This is a genomic window from Methanocorpusculum labreanum Z, assembly GCF_000015765.1.
Lineage (GTDB): Archaea > Halobacteriota > Methanomicrobia > Methanomicrobiales > Methanocorpusculaceae > Methanocorpusculum > Methanocorpusculum labreanum.
The window spans coordinates 1751178-1771947 of the sequence record NC_008942.1 but is presented as its reverse complement, the minus strand read 5'-3'; the positions used below and the strand labels follow the sequence as shown (position 1 = coordinate 1771947).

General features: G+C 48.0%; 11 protein-coding genes. 6 read left to right on the top strand and 5 right to left on the bottom strand.

Features of this window, described 5'->3' with window-relative positions:
- Positions 1-4: 4 nt before the first annotated feature.
- Positions 5-1030 carry a type II glyceraldehyde-3-phosphate dehydrogenase gene (locus MLAB_RS09125; RefSeq protein WP_011834087.1) on the bottom strand — a complete coding sequence of 342 codons (1026 nt, stop codon included), beginning with the start codon at positions 1028-1030 and terminating at the stop codon, positions 5-7.
- Between the two features lie 207 nt (positions 1031-1237).
- On the opposite strand from MLAB_RS09125, the gene MLAB_RS09120 reads away from it, so the two are divergent.
- The 4 genes from MLAB_RS09120 (at position 1238) to MLAB_RS09105 (ending at position 5198) form a co-directional block, all read left to right on the top strand.
- Positions 1238-2077: a class I SAM-dependent methyltransferase gene (locus tag MLAB_RS09120; RefSeq protein WP_011834086.1), complete on the top strand. Its 840-nt coding sequence runs from the start codon at positions 1238-1240 to the stop codon at positions 2075-2077.
- 227 nt (positions 2078-2304) lie between these two features.
- Positions 2305-3360: an ABC transporter substrate-binding protein gene (locus MLAB_RS09115; protein ID WP_011834085.1), complete on the top strand. Its 1056-nt coding sequence runs from the start codon at positions 2305-2307 to the stop codon at positions 3358-3360.
- A gap of 9 nt (positions 3361-3369) precedes the next feature.
- Positions 3370-4422, top strand: a complete 1053-nt coding sequence (locus MLAB_RS09110; RefSeq protein WP_011834084.1) for a FecCD family ABC transporter permease — start codon at positions 3370-3372, stop codon at positions 4420-4422.
- Positions 4419-5198, top strand: a complete 780-nt coding sequence (locus MLAB_RS09105) for an ABC transporter ATP-binding protein (RefSeq protein ID WP_011834083.1) — start codon at positions 4419-4421, stop codon at positions 5196-5198. The genes MLAB_RS09110 and MLAB_RS09105 overlap by 4 nt, the downstream gene beginning before the upstream one ends.
- 91 nt (positions 5199-5289) lie before the next feature.
- On the opposite strand, the gene MLAB_RS09475 is transcribed toward MLAB_RS09105, so the two are convergent.
- The 3 genes from MLAB_RS09475 to putP form a co-directional block, all read right to left on the bottom strand.
- Positions 5290-8058 (bottom strand): PGF-pre-PGF domain-containing protein, encoded by a 2769-nt coding sequence (locus MLAB_RS09475; protein ID WP_052289007.1) that lies wholly within the window; start codon positions 8056-8058, stop codon positions 5290-5292.
- 255 nt (positions 8059-8313) lie between these two features.
- Positions 8314-16632 carry a hypothetical protein gene (locus tag MLAB_RS09095; protein WP_011834081.1) on the bottom strand — a complete coding sequence of 2773 codons (8319 nt, stop codon included), beginning with the start codon at positions 16630-16632 and terminating at the stop codon, positions 8314-8316.
- 368 nt (positions 16633-17000) lie between these two features.
- Complete coding sequence (gene putP / locus MLAB_RS09090) at positions 17001-18497, bottom strand: sodium/proline symporter PutP (protein ID WP_011834080.1); 1497 nt, start codon at positions 18495-18497, stop codon at positions 17001-17003.
- Between the two features lie 123 nt (positions 18498-18620).
- Between putP and MLAB_RS09085 the strand changes: the two genes are divergently transcribed.
- Positions 18621-18815 (top strand): DnaJ domain-containing protein, encoded by a 195-nt coding sequence (locus MLAB_RS09085; RefSeq protein WP_048062137.1) that lies wholly within the window; start codon positions 18621-18623, stop codon positions 18813-18815.
- A 270-nt stretch (positions 18816-19085) separates the two neighbouring features.
- Entirely contained in the window at positions 19086-20030 is a 945-nt protein-coding gene (locus MLAB_RS09080; RefSeq protein ID WP_011834079.1) for a magnesium transporter CorA family protein, read from the top strand.
- Here MLAB_RS09080 and MLAB_RS09075 read toward each other — a convergent pair.
- Entirely contained in the window at positions 20027-20710 is a 684-nt protein-coding gene (locus MLAB_RS09075) for an SAM-dependent methyltransferase (RefSeq protein WP_011834078.1), read from the bottom strand. The two genes, MLAB_RS09080 and MLAB_RS09075, sit on opposite strands and share 4 nt — an antisense overlap.
- Between the last annotated feature and the right edge of the window lie 60 nt (positions 20711-20770).

Here is a 20770-nt window from a genome sequence, read left to right as displayed (position 1 = left end):
AAAGTCAGCGGATGGCCGTCAGACCAACAGCCTTGTTTGTCATTGCGATCGATTCCATGGCGGTCTTCACATCTCCGGCCATTGCCCGGATACAGTCCACGGTTTCCACGACGACATCCGCTTCCTGATGGATCGCCTGGAACAAATACAGATCCGTTCCGTCGAGGACCGACAGCGAGTCGGCAAAGATCCCGTTCTCCCAGAGGTCTCCTCTTGGACGGAGCAGATCGGAGGTGAACTCTTTCAGCTGGGCCGTGCTCGTGATCCCCGTGCTCTTTTCAATAAGGCCGAGACGGGAGTGGGCTTTGATCAGCTCGATGACCTGCTCTTTGGTTGCCGGGTTTTTCAGTTCCATATTGATGAAATGCATATGCATAAGTGTCGTCGGCACGATCATCGCCGAGGTTATGATATTGATATTCGGGAGAACGCTCTGCACGTCCGGACCGTGGTGGGACGGGATCGTGACCGGGTTCAAAACGATCGCATCGATCGGTCCTCGTTTGATATCCCCGGGGTCTCCTCCCCGGCGAACCATGGTTGCCCGGACTTTTTTCACGCCGAAAACGGAGTCGATGAGTTTGATGATCCGGCAAAGGCCGGTGGTATTACAGGACACGACCCGTGCATACTGTCTGCCGATCGCCTGCTCGTAATTGCAGGATGCGTTGAAGGAAAATCCGGCAACTTCGTGCTCCTCTCCTCCTTCCCAGATCGCTTTTTTCTGGTACTTTTCGTAGAGGGCTTTGTTTCCCTCACCGACTCCTCCGGGCGTTGCATCGACGACGATATCCGCCTTCTGGATCATCTCCTCGACCGAGCCGGCGACCTGTATGCCTGCTTTGGTGAAAGCGTCTTTTTTACTGATATCTGCGATGTAGAGGGGGTATCCTCTTTTCTGGGCAACGTAGGCCTCTGCGCCCGGTTTGGTTTTGGAAACGCCGATTATTTCCATATCCGGCTGACAGGAAACCGCGTCGGCAACGCGTTTTCCGATCGTACCATATCCATTGACTGCAACCTTGATCATTACAGTATGCTTTTCTTTTTTGATACATAAAAGGGTAGGTCATCCAGACTTCATCTGCAGAAAATGACTATGGACCCTGCCCGTTGGAATGGCATTTTCCAGGCTCTCACCATGTTAGCATAATATGATTTATTTTTCAATTAATTTGCGAATAGTATTTATCAGTTATCCGACAAATCAATTCTATCAATTCTGGAGTTTAACATTATGGATTCTCTTATCAACTGGCAGGCTCTGCAAAAACTGAGTATGCCGCAAATGCCTTCGCAGCAAAAGAACGGAGAAAATATGTGGGACACGGCCGCGACCATGTACAACAAAATGGCGGCCCTTGAAAAATCTCACACATTGAACCAGATCAACGCCATCCCTCTCAGACCAACGGACACAGTTCTTGATATGGGATGCGGACCAGGCCGTATCACGGTCCCCGTTGCTCAGCGTGTGTCCTCGGTTACCGCCGCCGATTCTGCAGAGTCGATGCTTGCTTACTGTAAGGAGAACGTAAAAAAGGCGAATCTTACAAACGTTGATCCGGTATTTCTCGACTTCAATGATGCCGTTATCGGTGAAAACCTTAAAAAACACGATGTGGCAATCTGTTCACGTTCCGCCGGTCTTCAGGATTTGAAAAAGCTGAGCTCCTTTGCAGACAGGATCGCAGCTATCGTGATCTGGGCAAATGCCCCAAGTATCCCGGAACTTCTCGAAAAACTGTTTACCGGAACCGGCAGCGAAGGCCGCAGACCCCATCCCGGAGGAAGAGATCGGCGGGTTGGCTACAATCTTTTCTATAATATCGTTTACGATCTTGGGTACGAACCGAACGTACATGTCGTCGATGACGGATTTACCTGCGAGTACGCCTCCCGCGAAGAGGCCTACAGAGATCTGTCGATCCTTGGCCAGATCGATCCGGATAAAACGGATGTGTTCCGGCGCAATGTGGATCAGTTCCTCACAGAAAATGCAAACGGTGGATATACTTTCCTTTTGGAGACCAGATCTGCGGTCATCTGGTGGGACGTCTCTTCAAAAACCTATTAACTTCCCGCTCTTTTTTTTCTTTTCGCTGCTGAAAATAGTTTTGCCTCGAAAATCGCAATTTGCGGGAATAGTGGGAATATTGGAATATGTAATATGCCGCGCTTTGTTAATTATTATATGTTACTTTTTTCAAAATTGACTGCAAAAAATTAATATTATTTAATTAACAGTTTTATTAAAATGAGTTAACTATATCTATGGCACAAAACTTAACATAAAAAGATAAAATGATGAAAAAATTTCTATTAATTCTCGTATCTCTGGTTCTGATACTTACCATTTCAGCAGCAGGGTGTGTCGATGTCTCTCAATCTCCCTCAAATCGGACCATTACCGATATGAACGGTGCCGAGGTTGTCATTCCTGCAGAAATTAACACGGTTGTGAATTTATGGCCGGCATCCAACTCCGTTATGCTCTGTATGGGTGCGGGCGATAAACTCATCGGAACGACATCCTTTACCAAATCGCTCTACTGGTCCCAAAAGGTGTATCCGGCAATCGTCGATGTACCGGTTGGAACCGATAATGTTGAGGAACTTCTCGCTCTCTCTCCCGACTTAATCATCACGCCTCAGAAAGCAACTGCCGAAAAACTCCGTGCAGCCGGTCTTCCTGCTATCTGTCTGATGTTCAGTGATTATGACACCATGAAACAGGCATTCGGCATCCTTGGCGAAGCGTTAGGCGGAGACTATGTTGAAAAAGCTGCAAAGTGGTCCGATCTTGTGGACGAGAACAAAGCCCGTGTCCAGGCAGCAATCGGCGACATCCCTGAAGATGAAAAACCCGTGGTTTATTACATCCAGGGTCAGTCGAATCAGGGTCTTTATGCGACCTTCTCTGCAAACTCCATTATGGAGGACTGGACGGAGACCGCAGGAGGCATTTTTGCATCAACCCGTCTTAATCTGACCGGCAATACGGCATCTGCAGAGGAAGTACTCGCCTTGAATCCTGATGTCATTATTATCGGCGGCCCTGCTCAGCATGAACTCTATGATGAACTGATGGCTTCTGAGGAATGGAAAGAGATCAACGCCGTCAAAAACGGTCGTGTTTATACGAATCCAAACGGTCTTTTCCCCTGGGAGCGGTTCGGTATGGAAAGCGCTCTGCAGATTCTCTTCGCTGCATCGGTGATCCACCCCGATTTATTCCAGGTTGACATGGTATCTGAAGTTCAGGACTTCTACAAAGAATTTGTTGGCATTGATCTAACAAAAGAAGAAGCTCAGAACATGATCAACGGTTACGGACCGAACGGCGAAACGTATACGTGAGAATAGATAATGGGAAATGATATTGCCGGAAATCTGAGCGGCAGAATAATATCCAACGCAAAATACCGGATGATCTTCATCGGTCTGGTCATAATGGCTGTTGGAATATTTTTCGTATCGCTTGCCGTTGGCAGATACAACATCCCCATTTTCGATACTGTTGCAATTCTTCTGGCCCAGATCTTTCCGATCCAGCCGACATGGACCCAGACGATGGCGGCGGTCATTTTCAATCTCCGTCTCCCGCGAACCATCGCAGCGGTCCTCATAGGCGGCGGTCTTGCACTTTCCGGGGCCGCATACCAGAGTATGTTCAAAAATCCTCTGGTATCTCCCGATCTTCTGGGTGTTTCGTCAGGAGCCTGTATCGGAGCATCCTTAGCTATACTTTACAGTCTTGGTCCGGTTATCATTCAGATATGGGCATTTATAGGCGGTCTTGTCGCCGTGTCGATAACGGTTGCCATCCCCCGTCTGATGCATAACAGTTCCACGCTTATGCTTGTTTTATCCGGTGTGATCGTCGGCGGTCTGATGTCCTCGATCATGGGAATCATCAGGTACGTCGCCGATGCGGATACTGCCCTTGCAGAAATGGTTTACTGGGCGATGGGTTCATTGGCGAATGTCGATATGATCGATCTGTATTATGTGGCTCCCTGTATGCTTGTGGCGGGTTTCATCCTTCTTCTCTTCAGATATCGTCTCAATGTTTTGTCTCTTGGCGAGGATGAAGCAAAGACTTTGGGCGTTGACGTCCGCAAAGTTCGCGGCGTTATCATCGTTTGTGCAACGCTTTTAACGGCAAGTGCCGTCTGCCTTGCAGGAACGATCGGGTGGGTAGGTCTTGTGATCCCTCACCTTGGAAGAATGCTTGTTGGACCCGACAACAGGAAGCTTTTGCCGGTTGCCGTGGTTCTTGGAGCGATATTCATGATTCTCATCGATATCACTGCCCGTTCTCTGACCAGCGCCGAACTGCCTCTCAGCATTATCACCGGACTTATCGGAGCACCGTTTTATTTCTATCTGCTTATACGGCAGAGGATGTCCATCACATGAAGCTGGAATTATGCCATCTTGGCTTTCATTATCCGAAACAGGAACGGATGATCTTTTCCGATGTCTCCTTTGGTCTCGACAAGGGAGAGATCATCTCCATTCTTGGAACGAACGGTGCAGGAAAAAGTACCTTACTGAACTGCATGGCGAATCTGTACCGGCCGATTACTGGTGATATCTTCATCGACGGGCGGAATATGAAGGAGATGCGTCAGCAGGAGGTCGCAAAATACATCGGCTATGTTCCTCAGGTTCATAATCCCGCATATGCCTATTCGGTCCTTGATTTTGTGGTCATGGGAAGAACGCCGTATATCGGCGTTTTGCAGACGCCTCGTGAAGAAGACTACTCTATCGCAGAGGAAGCCCTGCGCCAGATCGGGATATCTCATCTGATCGACAAGCCTTACACCGAGATCAGCGGGGGCGAACGGCAGATGGTGACGATTGCACGGGTCCTTGCCCAGCAGCCGGATGTCATTCTTCTGGATGAGCCGACCGCCCATCTGGATTACGGAAATCAGATCCGTATGACCAAGCTGATTCGAAAACTCGCCGATTCCGGGTATGCTGTTATTCTGACAACGCATATGCCGGATCATGTGATCATGCTGCAGGACATGGTTGGGATTCTGGATCATAATGGTCATTTTACCTTTGGAAAAACCCAGGATATTTTGTCGGACGCTCTTCTTTCAAAGCTCTATAGTATTGAGCTGAAACTGGTATACGTTGACGAAGCGAAACGCGATACCTGTATCTCAATCGTGGAATAAGAATATATCATCACTTTTTTTCTGATTTACTTCCGTTAGGTGTCGTCAGAGACGTGTTTCCCGGATGAAAAATAGAGGGGAGCTGTCAGTATTATTTCTTTAGAATCACTGCAATGATTCCTGCGGTGATTATGAGTCCGATAATCATTCCTATGAATGAAAAGTCAAGGGGTGAACTCACTGGTGTGTTTGTCTCTGCCGGAGTATTTGTTGAAAGTGTTTCTGTTTTTTTCCCGGTTTGCTCTGTTGGGATCGTTGTGGTAGTTGATGTGGGCGTTATCTCCTCTTCCTCCTCGAACGGGAAGGAAAGACCCTCAGTACGGTAGGCGATCACGAAAGGAGATGTACTGTTTGTCTTTACCGAGAAGGTAATCATCCCCTGATTTACCGTCAGATTCTCAACATGCAGCTGATACCAGGTTTCATTTTTATAATGCAGAACAATAATGTCTTCGGTTGTTTTGTTCGAGGGAATGTCGGTTAGCGGTACCGCGAAACAGATTTCAATTCTGCCGGCGTTTTCCGGGGTATGTACATCATATATCCCGTAGTAGCTGCCAAGATTCTTCGGAAGTTCAACATCGCCGATTGATCCAATTTGAATCGTTACGTTTCCGGTGGTATTCTGTGGAAACGTGATGGTCGTGATACCCGTTGTTGTGTTTGTGGTGAATATCCCGCTCGCATTAATCACACCTTTGCTTATATTCTGGGTAGGTGTCGGGGTTGGCGTTGGTGTTGGAGTACGGGTCGGCGTGATCTGACCGCCGATGTAGATGTTGATCTTGTTTACCTTCTGTCCGGAGATTCCGGTCGTTGTTGGATATTTTCCCTGATAATAATACCATTCAGATTCGTACATCGTTTCTTTCATGTCCGCAACACCGAAGATGTTATTTCCCCAGGGATTTACCGAGGTGTCAGGCCACCAGAGAAGACGCATCCCTTCGTCATACCCTTCTGAGACTTTGATCCCGTTCTTTTCCCATGCAAGAAACATCGGCCCCATTCTGGACGGCGGGTTTATGATGTAACTGGACGAAAATGTCTTGCGCCATCCGTCCGTCGATACAATCTGTACTGAACTTCCTTCGGGGATTCCTCCGACTGGTGCTGCAAGCATTTTAATCGTTGTTCCACGGACGGCTCCCATATCTTTTTCCAGAACATTGATCGATTCCGAAGGATCCCAGTATTTGGATTCATCCTCGTCACCTGCAAATACAGGACCCTGGAGATAAATATGGGTTACCCCGTCCCCGATATTTCCAAGAGAAATGATCTCTTCAAGAGTGTACTTTTTTGTTTGAAGAAGTGTTGATTTGTCTGAAGCGTAGAGGTTTACTTCTAACGCCGTTACTGAAATGGTGGGAGTTGGTGTGGGGGTACGCGTCAGCGTAGGAACGATGGTTGGCGTGGGATTGGGTGTTGAAGGTATCGAATAAATGGGACTTGACGTAGCCTCGGCTGCAAAGGTGAAGTATGAAAATCCCGGTGTTTCCACATCATAGGCGTATTCCAATACGGTGTCTGCAGTCTGATTATATTCTGTTTTCAGAGGAACCTGTACCCATCCCAAATCATTTTGCGTGTTTCTGTATGCTGCAACCCTGGTTGGATCGCTGCCTGTTAAAGAATTTACTGCCGTTTTATTCAGCAGTATCTGGAAGACCGCCGTATAATTAAGATCGTCGGGGTTGGCGGCATTGGTGAGGTTGATACGCAGAACCGACAGTATTCCATTATTTTGCGGGAGAGTGGCGTATGTTGGATCGCCGGACGCAGTCTGAGATGTATCTTCGGCAAGGATTATCGGAATACTGCCCGTTTCAATATCCGAGAGGTCAATGATTATCTGTCTGATCTCGGTTGCATTCCCACCGGATGTAATACCTATCGAGGTATCGTTCATGACAGGGCTTACGGGAAGGGATTTTTCCGGGTGTACTGTTACTGGAAAACTCTCTGTTGTTATGACCGTTCCTTCGCTGTTGAGAACAGATCCCCGAATGACAAATCCCGTCTGCTCGTCTGCGCTGAATGCATGGTACGCCGTTACGTTTCCACCAACAGCGGTATACACGATGGTCGTTCCGTCTCCAAAGTTTACGTTGATATGCGATGCATTGGGATGCTGAAAGGTGTATGTCCCCTCCACGTCCGAGGTGAGAATCTTTGGTCCGGATATGATCAGGGCAGCAGGTTCTGATGGAGTATACGCCGTTTCCTCGGTGTATATCATAATTCTGTCAACCGATCGTACCGACAGGCCGCGTGTTGAAGGATAGATACTCGAGTAGTTGTACCGATCGCTTTCCGGCATGGTCTGGAACATATCATAGTTCCCAAAGACACCGTCATCGGCGAAGAAGTAGATCCTCATCCCGTCTGATGCATCGCCGCTGCTTCCTGCTGCTGAAACGTTTACGCCGTTCACTTCCCAGACAAGGACTAACGGTCCCATTTTGGTTGTTGGGGAGATGAGATAACCGGAACTGAATGTTCGGGAAAGCCCATCGGTTGCAATGATTTTAACGGTGCTGTTTTCGGGAATTCCGCCCACAAGAGAGGCAAGATCAAGAACGGACGTCCCTCGCAGAGCACCCGCATCGTCGGTGTTGATGATCTCCTGCGGGTCCCAGGGATCGTCGTAGTAGCCGGAGGCTTCCTCAAACACCGGTCCTTGGTGACCGTAATGCGTTATTCCGTCACCGGCGATCGGAAGATTATCCTTCATCCATTCGTATGTCACTGTCTCGTTTGCGAGAACGGTTGTTCCGTCGGCAGCGATCCTTGAGATCTCGACCGAAGTCGTAGTATCCGCGCTGACCGTTCCAACGAGCAGTCCGACACACAGCAAAAGGAGAACCCATCTATAAATAGGGTAAGCAGATGACCGTACTTGATAATTTGTTCTATTTGACTTAATCAAAATACCACTTTCTATGAATTTTATTATAGGAGAAGAGCGCACGTCGCGTGTCTTCATACACAAGCATGTATCATTTGTCTCCCGCGAGATAAATAAGAAATGTTAGCCATGTATATTAGATTAAGTTAACAAACATGCTGTTTTTCCTGAAAAATGAAAGTTAAAGAAAATGAGAAAAAAATGTTATTTTCTCCTGAGAATCAATGCTCCAATTCCCAGTCCCGCGAGCAGTCCTGCAAAAGGCACAGGTGATTGCGTCTGTGTTGGTGATGCAGTTGTCGGAACTGAGGTCGGAGTCGAGGTTTGTGTTTGTGTCGGCGTTGATTGCGTCTGTGTTGGTGATGCAGTTGTCGGAATCGAGGTCGGCGTTACCGTAGTTGTTGATGTTACAGACGAACCTCCGCTGGCTTCAGTGTCTCCTCCGCTTGATGGAGGGTTTGTCGAAGAGACAGGACTTGATGCGGCAACTGCTGCAAAGGTGAAGTATGAGAATCCTGGTGTTTCTACATCATAGGCATATTCCGTTGCGGTGTCTGCGGTCTGATTATATGATGTCTTCAGAGGAACCTGAACCCAGGCACCATCGATCAGTGTGTTTCTGTAGGCAGTGATCTTCGTTGGATCGTTGCCTGTAAGCTGATTTACTGCTGTTTTGTCAAGGAATACCTGGAAGGTTGCCGTGTAGTTGAGATTGTCCGGGTTGGTAATATTGGTCAGACTGATATTCAGTACTGCAAGAAGACCGGCATTTTCAGGCAACTGTCCGTAATCCCCGTTCGCAGGTACGGAGGATGAGTTGTCTACGACAAGGATCGCAGGAACCGCTCCAGGGGAGATGAGATCCGACTCATCAACGGTGATGCCGGAGATCTGCGTTGCATTTCCGGTAGTTTGTGTAATTACTTTTGTACCGTTGGTTACAACCGGGTCAGCAGGCTTTAATTTTGCGTGTTCTACCGTAACTGAATATTCAGCGTTTTTCAGCAATGTTCCGGCGCTGTTATATGCAGCTGCCGAAATCGTGTAGGGTTGTTTGGCATTTGTCGTATAGGTGTGCTTTACAACAACAGCCCCGTCAGTCGCGGTATACGTTGTAACAGTTCCGTCACCAAAGTTTACCGTGATACGTGCTGCATTTTCACATTCTAATGAATAGGTACCTTCAATTCCGGAAATCAGGGTAGATGGACCGCTGATGGTTAATACATCGGGTTTTGTTACGGTGATGGTGAATTCCTGAATGACATTGCCGGTGGTCGTGTCGCTAAACGTTCCGGTGATCACATCTCCCGGTTTGACCTCGTAGATATTGACTGCTACATTCTTCGTTGCATCATTATATCCGTCGATCGTCGTTTCGTTGTTCACCATGATTGTCCATTCAGCAGTGTCACCGCTTTCATATCCGGTGAGTCCGTCGAACAGCAGAATTCCTGCAATATCCCACTTCTTTGTCCCGATTACCGGCTCCAGTCCTGCTTCGAGTATGACACCGAGCACTGTGTTGCTTGTGACATCATACGTCGTTCCGCTTACGTCCAGTGAGAGCGTTGTGTCTCTTAAAACGACAGTCTGATCGTAATCAAGTCCGGAATCTGTCACGGTTATTACAAACTCCTGGCTGACGGTGACTCCGTCATTTCCGAGGAATTTACCAGTGATCACATCTCCCGGTTTGACCTCGTAGATATTGACTGCTACATTCTTCGTTGCATCATTATATCCGTCGATCGTCGTTTCGTTGTTCACCATGATTGTCCATTCAGCGGTGTCACCGCTTTCATATCCGGTAAGTCCGTCGAACAGCAGAATTCCTGCAATATCCCACTTCTTTGTTCCGATTACCGGCTCGAGTCCTGCTTCGAGGATGACGCCGAGTACTGTGTTGCTTGCGACATCGTACTTCGTACCGCCGACGTCCAGAGAGAGCGTAGTGTTTCTCAAAACTACCGTGTCATTATACTCAAGTTCTTTCTCGGCAACAGGCTGCAGGTCAAGGTTAATTGCTTCAATTCCCTTAATCTGCATATCTCCGGTCACGTTTGCACCGACGAGTCTTAAAGGCCAGCCGTCATCTTCTTCGAGGATAGAACCGTTCAGCGTATTTGCAACAATATAATTGTTGCTCATATATGCATCGCGGCTGTCGATGATAACTTCTGAGCCGTCATCAGACACCACAGTGATGTTGTACCCCTTTAATGCAAGGGTTCTGTTGTAGGAATTACCGGTGTGTGAGTTTTCGTCATCGACGAATCCGGTCAGGATCCAGAGAGGCATTCCTGCCCAGACACGTCCTTTGCTGTCGGTATAGTATGCCTGATGGTCGGATACCGTTCCGTTTGCGAATGTGCAGGTCAAGCCGCTCTCAAAGTAGCCTTTGTCTATGGTCGCATTGATGGCGCCGTTAAGGTTAATCGTCCAGCTGTCTGCTTTTGGAATGATCTTGATTACATCCACCATCTGTGCTGAGATGCCTCCTGCAGATGCCCGGCCGCTGTTGTAGTGCCAGTAGGATTCATCCAGAGAGTAGTACATATCGGCGTGACTGAAGACGTTGTCGTCGGACGTGAAGTACAGACGCGGACCCTGCGAGTACTCGGGGATTGTTTTACCGTCGGCATACCAGGCAAGGAAGGCTGTTCCCTGTCTGACCGTTGGTGTATAGATGTTCGTGTAGTTCAGTGTGGTTGTCCAGCCGTCGAGACTGCAGATGAATTTGATCTCATCGGTTGTGTTCATGCCGCCGACAAGATCGGTCAGATTCTGAACAGCAGTTCCTTTAACTGCATTGGAAACTTTGTAGTTGCCGGTGAGATATTTCTCGTCAAGATCCCATCCAACACCCTGACCGATCTTCTCCCCCTCCTCTTCCATTACAAGTCCCTGGAAAGCATATACCGTTACCCCGTCTCCAATTACTGGATACGTGGCCGGATCAGCCCAGATGTCGGACCATAATACTTCTTCGCTTGCTATGATGTTTCCAGCCGTGTCGTACTTTTCGATGGTGAGTTTGGGAGATTCTGTTTCCGGTGCAAACTCTTTGAGTTCGATCTTTACCAGGCCGCCTACGGCGATACTGGTGAATTTGGAGGTGTTTGCATCTCCGGTATCCAGATAGGTTCCGCTTCCGACAAGTCTGAGCGGGTATTTGTTTTCCTTCAGGTTGTCGGATTTGAAAAGATCTTCTCCGTCGACTTTGTTTGCAATAATGTATCCATTTTTGTTGTTTGCCAGATCTTTGCTGTCAACTTCGGCACTGTAACCGTCTGCTGCCGTCAGGATGATGGTGTATCCGTTCTCTGCAAGCTGGAGATTGAACGATCCCCCGTGGTTTGAACCGACCGGCATCGTTGTATCGTCAACATATCCAACGAGCGATGCAAGCGTCATACCTGACCATACTTCGCCGGTATACGGGTCGGTGAATGTTTTGTAATGCCATTCGCATCCGACCGCCTCTTCAATCTCGGCCTTGCTTAAGTACACGCCAAATTCAGGTCCATCCAAGAGGATATACCAGTCATCTCCCTGATAAGCATCTCCTTTCAGTTCGATGGACTTGACGTTTTCAAAGATGGTGGAAACACTGTTTCCTGTGAGTACGAGCGATCCGTCAGCTTTCTGGGCAATGATGTAGTTCAATGCTCCCGTTTTTCCTGATGCGATCTCGCTTGATGGAATCTCACGCGTCTGTCCGTCGGTGCTTGTAATGAGGATTGTGTATGGTGAGGTTGAAATGATACTGGTGTTTAACGTGAAATGACTGCCTGAGTAGGTTCCGGGGATTCCCGCCTCCACGTCATCAATAGTTGCGACGAGCGTGTACAAAGGCATGCCCTCATAATCGCCGTAGGTCACGAAGTGATGATTGCTTCCGTCATATTGTTCCTGGGTTAAATACCGCTGCATCTTTCCTGAGAGGAAAAGCAGGTTTCCATCTTCCGGAACATCGATCAGTTCAATGGTTCCGATATTCCCAATAAGCTGTCCAGCCGATACACCTTTCATCTGCAGGGGGGCACACGGCTTTCCGGCAGTTGTTAATTCGGGGATCGGATCTCCATTGAGCGTGTTTGCAACGATAATCGAGTTATCATTCGCGATCACTGCGCTGTCAAAGTTTGTCGAGTATGGCGTTGCCTGAGAGTCGGTTACGCGGATACTGTAGCCGATTCCGGCAAGAACTTCGTTAAATGAGGATGCATCGTCATCATCGACAATTCCTGCAAGAACGTAGAGCGGGACACCGTTCCAGACACCGTTTTCATCCGTGCAGGGATATGCAGTGTATTTCGTTGCAAGCGTTTCGAACTCGCTCTGACTGAGGATCGTTTCCGTCTCTCCGTTGATCAGTTTGACTGACCAGCCTGCAGTTGTCCCTCCTTTTGTCGTGAAAAGGTATTCGTAGCTGTTTCCGGTTGATGCTTCATCGAAGAATAGACGTATGACCTGATCATCATAAACGGTGACGTTTGTCCAGTTTGATTCGGTTACTTCAACACCATCGATATAGACATACCATTTATCATTCTTCGTCGGGCTTTTGTGTGTATGGCCGTCGTAGGAGTCAAGGTTGAAGTATGCTCCCTGATTCCCTCCTTTGAAGAATCCGATACCGTCGATTCCTGAGAGAACGCCAATGAGTGATGAACCTGGAACGTTTACGTCAATATCGCTTCCTGAAATATCTGCTGCAGGAACAATCACATCTCCGTCAGTAATCGGAAGGATGGTTCCAACAGGTACCGTCTCAACGGTCATGTTGAAGTAGGAAACGGTGCCTGCTGTCTGATTGTCAAACATAAGGGAAACAACGTCTCCGTCTTCCACAGTTATCAGACTCCAGTCAGGCTCGGTTTTACCTAAGGTTACACCATTGACCGAAAGGTACCATTTATCATTCTTTGTTGGAATTTTGTGCGTGTTACCGTCGTATGATTCTATGTTGAAATAGGTTGTTGTATCCCCGCCATAATAGAAGAGAACTCCAGGCAAGGTGTTGTAAAGTACACCGATAACAGATGCGTTATCGACTTCTTTGGAAACGCCTGCAGTGATCTGGTCTGCCGGAATCGTCACATTTCCTTTAATCACAGCAGCAATCAGATTTGGTGCCGTGATTTTGATAGAGTAATTGTAGGTCTTGCCATTCGTGCTGTCATCGTAAAGGAGGCGAACCGTTTCACCGCCCGTTACGGTTACTTTGTCCCATTCACTTTCAGTAACCTCTGCGTCGTTGATGTATGCGTACCACTTGCCTGGACTTTTGTGGATGTGACCGTCATATGAATTGAGGTTGAAGTACGTTGCCGTCTGTCCGACTTTGTAGAATAATTCCGCTCCGTCAAGCGTGTTATAGACCGCACCAATCAGAGAGTTATTGGCTACCGTCTTTGGCACATCGCTACCGGAAATAACCGATGCCGGGATCTCTACCTGCCCAGTGTCTGCGGTATACTCATATGTGACGTCGGTTTCACTAACGATGATTTCCAGTTTATTGATCTTATAGACAGAGAAGTCGGCTGGTGTCGGGTAAAGGCCTGCATAGAATCCCCAGTCCTCTTCTGCCATACTCTCATGCATATCCCAGAGACTGAATATATTGTCGTCGGACGTCATGAACAGACGGAACAGAATATCATAGCCGGTCGGCCCGTCGATACCGTCATCGGACCATGCAAGGAACATTGTTCCCATTCTCGCATCCGGGTTGTAAATGTACCGGTATCCGTCAACGAATGTCTCTGATTTCCCGTCGCTTGCTGTGATTTTCAGCTGATCGCCTTCACTCATTCCGCCGACAAGATCGGTAAGGTTTATGATTGCCGTTCCTTTTACCTGATCATTGACTTTGAACCGCGGATCATCGGCGGTTCCGCATGGCGGGAACTGTTCATCTTCATCCCAGTTACCGTATTCCCCGATATAGTCGGGCATGATCGGACCCTGGATACTGTAGTTGTAGGTTCCGTCCCCGATTACTGGGAATGTGTCACGCATTTCCTGCCAGGAAATATAGGTCTGGTTGATGATTGTACCGTCAGCGGTTTTCTTGATGATGGTGAGACCCTCGATTTCCGGCGGGGCACGGTAGTTGGTGAACGTAATGGTTGAAACACCGGAGATACGGTCTGTTAACCCTACAACCTCACCAATGAACGTTGGAGTGATCTTTTCTCCATTTTTGTAGATGGCAATGATTGCTTTTTTCGTATCATCTTTGAAGATATCTGAATCTATGGTTGTGCTGTCGCCTGCACTGTTTGCAAACGTAATCGTAACACCGCCGGACAGCGTCTCGGATGCAAGTGCGTGGGGATGTTCGTCGTCGACCCATCCAAGGAACGTACTCATTCCCATTCCGAAATACACATCGCCGTTTGTATCAGTGTAGGTTATATTGTGGGTCGGTGCACATCCACTGTCCACCGCTTCGTAGAGGAACGTGTCTGCCAGTGTTCCGTTAATATTTCCAAACAAATCGATCGACCAGTTTTCTTCTACGGGTTCGAATGCAGAAACATCCATATTAATCGTACGGACATCCGTCAGTTTTGCAGGTACTGCTGAACCGACGAAGGTAAGAGCGGTCTTGACACCATTGAGCGTATCTGCAATCAGATATGCATCGGTATACGTCATATCACTGTTACGGGTTGCAGGCAAAACATCTGCGTTGACTGATGCGGTCGTCCCGTCGCCGTTCGTGAAAGTAATCGTATAACCGGCTGCGGCACGGGTTGCATTGAAGGTATAATGTGAAACTCCGTTTGCCTCGATATCATCGACCATACCAGTAAGAATTCTCAGCGGGACGCCGCTCCAGACATCACCATTTCCATCAGTGTAGGTTACACGTGCGTGAGTTGATGCATCTGCTTCGAAGTAGTCCTTGTCTAATGGAATATCAACAGCACCGTTCAGGTAAAGCGGCCATGTAGCGGTTTTGCCTGGTGCATATATTTCAGCACGGATTACTGCAGTTGAACCTTCAATTGTGTACTTATTCCCGCCGAACTGAATGTAGATCACATCTCCGGGAAGAATCTCCGCATCCGCCGGGAGTGTTGCAGATAAATCAGCGGCATTGTAGACATTAATGTAGTCATCCGCATAGACTATTCCAGTTTGCAGATCTGTGAAAGAATTAAAGTAGATGTTTCCGTTCTGTCTGACGAGATACTCAGTATCGAAGTCAAGACTCTTGAGAACTCCTGCAGGCGAATACCAGGGAATTTGATACTGGACATCGTTTATTGTCTCGGTAAACGTACCTGTTTTTCCGATGTCAACGACATTGTCGTAGATGTACATCGGATCTTCTGACGCTTCCATCCTAACGGTGAAGTTTTCAACGCCTACAGTATCTGATTCGTAAACAAGTTCAACAACCTGACCTGACGTTACGGTAAGATCAGTTGCCCAGCTTGAGATACTCTGTTCTGTACTGTCGACGAAGAGATGCCAGTAGCCTCCGGATTTGTGGGTTTTTCCAAGCAATGTATCCAGATTAAATTTATTTCCAGTCTGCCCTCCTTTCCAGAAGGTTACATCGCTGCCAAAGGTGTTGTAAACCATAGCAGCAACTGAATTATTTCCAGCAGTTGTGTCTGTTTTCAACGTGCTGCTGCTGCCGAGTGCTGCTGCAGGGATAGTGATTTGGCTAGTGTCAATGGTGACCACACGGTCAAATCCGGAAAGATCATATTCCGGTTTGGGCGTGGGAGTTACGGTTGGTGTGACTGTAGGTGTGATTGTGGGTGTGACTGTAGGTGTTGGGTTATACTCCGTTTCCTCGGTGTATATCTTAATTCGGTCAACCGATCTCACCGATAGTCCGCGTGTTGATGGATAGATCGTTGAGTAGTTATACCAATCACCTTCCGGCATGGTCTGGAACATATCATAGTTCCCAAAAACACCATCATCGGCGAAGAAGTAGACCCTCATACCGTCTGATGCATCGCCGCTGCTTCCTGCTGCGGAAACGTTTACACCGTTCACTTCCCAGACAAGGACCAGCGGTCCCATTTCGGTTGTTGGGGAGATGAGATAACCGGAACTGAATGTTTGGGAAAATCCGTCACTGGCAATGATTTTAACAGTGCTGTTTTCCGGGATTTCGCCAACGAGAGATGCAAGATCAAGAACAGACGTCCCTCGCAGAGCGCCGGCATCGTCGGTGTTGATGATCTCCTGAGGATCCCAGGGATCTCCGTAGTAGCCGGATGCCTCCTCAAACACCGGCCCCTGATGACCGTAATGTGTTATTCCGTCACCGGCAATCGGAAGATTCTCTTTTATCCATTCGTATGTCACCGTCTCGTTTGCGAGAACGGTCGTTCCGTCGGCAGCGATCCGCGAGATCTCGACCGAAGTTGTAGTAGCTGCGCTGACCGCTCCAACGAACAGTCCGACACACAGCAGAACCAGCAGAATCTTCCATGCGTGCTGCATATTGGATTCTGCATGTTTTTTCGTGTTTTTGTTCATACCATTACTCCAAATACTCTCCTGTCTTATTTGGTTAGACAGCAATAGGAGCCAAAAAAGATCTAATTCTCATGACCCCGTTGTTGAGCATGCGCATTATATACACTTTTTTATTAGAATAATGTGTGTGAATTAAGTAAATTTAATTAACTAAACGTGATGTACGCAACCAGTTGTTTCTCTATCTGATATATGAGTTGATATACTGCAACCTCGCGTAATTGAAGTACAAATGTTTAAGATTTTACATATCAAATGCGCCTTTGAGGTTATGTTCGCCCACCTTTAAAAAATTGGTCAGGAATCATGCGGCAACGTATCTATGAGAAGTTTATTAGCACAAATTCTTGAAAAAAAGAGGTGAGAGATCAGGTTCTCTCATTACCGATCTCTTTAACGTATGCATCAAAGGTATCGGTAACTTCTTTTGTGGGCGGTGCCGTGATCTTCGTAACAATGAAGATAGCAAGAACGCTTGCCGCTGCGCCCGGGATCATCTCATAGATTCCTGTTGGGGCTGCAAGGAACATGTACCAGAGGAATGCCGTAACGCCTCCGACGAGAATTCCGGCAAGAGCTCCCTGCCAGTTCATTCTCTTCCAGAAGAGTCCGACGAGGATCACCGAACCAAACGTTGCTCCAAATCCTGCCCAGGCAAAAGAAACGATGCCGAAGACGGAACTGGAGATATCAAGCGAGAGGAAGATCGCGAATATTGCGACGACGAGAACCGTTACGCGGGATAACCAGAGTAACGATTTCTGGGATGCTTTCTTGTTGATGAAGGTCTTGTAGAGATCCTGGGAAATTGCCGAGGATGCAACAAGCATCTGACTTGATGCCGTGCTCATGATAGCTCCAAGAATACCGCAGTAAATAATACCTGCAAGGAAGCTCGCGAGCGTCTCTTTACTCATTTCGATAAAGACCGTTTCGGGGCTTGCGAGAGGGGTGCTGAAGAAGACCTGACCTAAAAGACCGATGAAGATTGCAGCCGCCAGTGTCAAAATGACCCAGATCATGGCAAATCTTCGTGCCTGCGGGATCTCGTCGGGCTTTTCGATCGCCATGAATCTCGGCAGAATGTGCGGCTGACCAAAGTAACCGAATGACCATGCAAGACCCGATACGACTACAAAGACCGAGATGAACTCTCCGGTGGACGGATCTTTAAAGAGGGAAAGCATGTCCGGGTTGAGGGCCGCAGCGGATCCTCCGCCGGTCCCGAACATGGTGACGATCGCGACGATCGGGACGAGAATCAGGGCGAAAAGCATCAGCATTCCCTGGATTGAATCCGTCAGACATACGGCTTTGAATCCTCCGGTGAAGGTATACAGGACGACGATCGCTGCACAGACGAGCATCGCCCATGTGTAGTCAACACCGAAGATTGCATTGAAGAGTTTTCCGCCTGCAACAAACTGTGCTGCAGTGTAAACAACAAAGAAGACGATGATGAAAACCGAGGAAAGTGCCGATATATAGGCTTTTTTGTCGCCGAACCGGTTAACAAAGAACTCGGGAAGAGTGAGCGAGTCTTTTGCTTTGTGCGTGTATATCCGCAGACGTTTTGCAACCAGTTTCCAGTTCAGATAGGTACCGATCGCAAGACCGATCGCGGTCCATCCGGCCGACGAGAGGCCCGATACATACGCAAGACCGGGCAGACCCAAAAGAAGCCAGCCGCTCATATCCGATGCTTCGGCCGAAAGTGCCGTAACCCACCGGTGAAGGCCTCTGCCTCCAAGAATATAGTCTCCAACGGTCTTGTTCTTCTTCATATAGAAGAAGCCTATGTAGATCATTATGCCGAAATATATGACAAATGCGGCAATGATCCCGATTAAATTCCAGTCTACCACAAGAATACACTCCCTATTTTGGATCTTCGACCCACACCAAAGGTGATGAAAACCCAATTAGATACGAGATATTAGTTAAGTTCCCATAATATTTATGTAATATGAATCAACAGATTAGGTGATATGATCGAAGAAATGACAAAAGAACGGGCATACAGTATCCTCGGGCTCCCTATGGATGCGGATTTTACCACAACATCGCTTGCATTCCGAAATCTTCGCGATAAATACCATCCGGATACCAACCCCAGAATGCGCAGGGAATATACCGAAGTGATTGCCGCGTTTGAGTATCTTCAGCGCATGTTTTCAGACTGAACCCCCCTCAGCAAAACATACGAAAATACGGGAAAAATAGAAAAAATGTGAGCCTATCTCTCTGAGAGAGAACGGCATTTCTGCTGAATCCTGGGGCATTATCGCACCGCGCGGTCAGGGGTATATATACTCCTAGGTTGTATTATTGATTGTAAACCCCCGGGATGAGACTTCTGACAGTACCCTTTCGGTTTGGTCCTTCAAAAGTCCACCCACTTTTCTCAGGAATCATTTATTATATCTCTGTCCCCTATGAATCACTAACAGATCATGATCGAGATATACTCCTCCGTAAACGAGAGCAGACTCCCGGTCAAACAGGACAGCATCACGAAAGGCTGCTGGATCCGTCTCATCAGTCCAACGGATGAGGAGGTGTCGTATGTTTGTCAGGAACTCTCTCTCGACAGAGACGATCTTACGATCCTTTTGGACGAAGAGGAGCGTCCGCGTGTCGAACATGATACGAACGCCTCCCTCATCCTCATCGATACGCCGTATTTCCTGACCGAGGATGATGTCGAGTCGTACACCACTATTCCTGCCGGTTTCGTTCTTTTGCCCGACTGCCTCATCAGCATCTCGCTTCGGAAAAATCCGATCCTCGATCAGTTCGCATCCGGGAAGATCAAGAATTTTTCAACAGAGAATAGGGTCAAGTTCATTCTGCTGTTTCTCTACAGAAATGCGGATCTTTTTGTGCAAATCCTTCGAAGGATCGACAAGAGGACGAGTGAAATCGAGAAGACCCTCAAAAAATCCACGAAGAATGAAGAGATCTTCCAAATGCTCGCCCTCTCGAAGTCTCTCGTCTATATTATCAATTCACTCAAGGGAAATGAATCCGTTCTGGAAAAACTTTCCAAACTCCAGATTCCGGCAGGGGTCGTAAAGGAAGAGGACCGGGATCTTCTTGACGATGTCATCATCGAAAACCATCAGGCTCTGGATATGGCAGAGACCTATTCCGAGACGATCTCAAGCACGATGGGAGCATTTGCCTCGATCATCAATAACAATGTGAACTTTATCATGAAACTCTTCACCTGTTTTGCGGCCATTATGGCCATCCCGATGGTCGTTGCAGGCTTTTTCGGCATGAACGTTCCGGTACCGATGACCGAGTATCCGTTTGCCTTCGTCTCCATTGTAGTTGCCTCCCTCGGTTTATCGGTGCTCCTGATCTTTGTGATGTTCAAAAAAAGGATCCTCTAACCCTGAAACACGAAGCAGCTCCAGTCCATGAATTCCCTGCCGTAGGCAAGGTATTCATCCTGGATATGTCGGAGATATTCATCCATATTTTCAGATGCCGCATTCTGCCAGACCGCAGATTCATACCGGTCCCAGTCGTCGGATGAGGCCGAAATCATGCCGGTGAGGGTGAATCCAAGTTCCCTTGCCGTGGAAGTAAGTTCGAACGCGGTCGGGACCTCAGGCCATTCTCTTGCAAACTCCGGCGGCACCATTGTTTTCTTCCAGACTCTGTCTCCGATAACAAGACAGCCTCCTTCCTTTACATGTCCGGCGAGATGTTGAAGAGCCGCTTCCGCCCCTCCGAAGATGAATGCCGTGCCAAAAACGCTCACGACATCAAAAGATTCATCCGGGATATATGCAGCGGCATCTCCTTCGATCACCGTAATCCCGGTTCCCTGCAGAAGATTTCTTGCGCGGGAGGCCGACTCCTTCTGCAGCTCGATGCCGGTTCCGGAGACGCCAAACTCCTTATGCCAGAGATTTAAGAGGGTCCCGTTCCCGCATCCGATATCCAGCACCGACATTCCAGGTTTGAGACCGGCATAGTTTCCCGCAAGGATAAGCTTTGTTTCGGAAACTGGATTCATAATTTTCAGATTACTCTGGGTACGTTTGCCAATTTCATCATCGTCCATGACACAATAATGGTTGTCAAGCGTTAAAGCAGTCTTGCACAGATATCTTTGCGTGTTACT

Coding starts and splice junctions, on each gene's coding strand:
- MLAB_RS09125 (WP_011834087.1), bottom strand. CDS start 1,030: ATGATCAAGGTTGCAGTCAATGGATATGGTACGATCGGAAAACGCGTT.
- MLAB_RS09120 (WP_011834086.1), top strand. CDS start 1,238: ATGGATTCTCTTATCAACTGGCAGGCTCTGCAAAAACTGAGTATGCCG.
- MLAB_RS09115 (WP_011834085.1), top strand. CDS start 2,305: ATGATGAAAAAATTTCTATTAATTCTCGTATCTCTGGTTCTGATACTT.
- MLAB_RS09110 (WP_011834084.1), top strand. CDS start 3,370: ATGGGAAATGATATTGCCGGAAATCTGAGCGGCAGAATAATATCCAAC.
- MLAB_RS09105 (WP_011834083.1), top strand. CDS start 4,419: ATGAAGCTGGAATTATGCCATCTTGGCTTTCATTATCCGAAACAGGAA.
- MLAB_RS09095 (WP_011834081.1), bottom strand. CDS start 16,632: ATGAACAAAAACACGAAAAAACATGCAGAATCCAATATGCAGCACGCA.
- MLAB_RS09085 (WP_048062137.1), top strand. CDS start 18,621: ATGATCGAAGAAATGACAAAAGAACGGGCATACAGTATCCTCGGGCTC.
- MLAB_RS09080 (WP_011834079.1), top strand. CDS start 19,086: ATGATCGAGATATACTCCTCCGTAAACGAGAGCAGACTCCCGGTCAAA.
- MLAB_RS09075 (WP_011834078.1), bottom strand. CDS start 20,710: ATGGACGATGATGAAATTGGCAAACGTACCCAGAGTAATCTGAAAATT.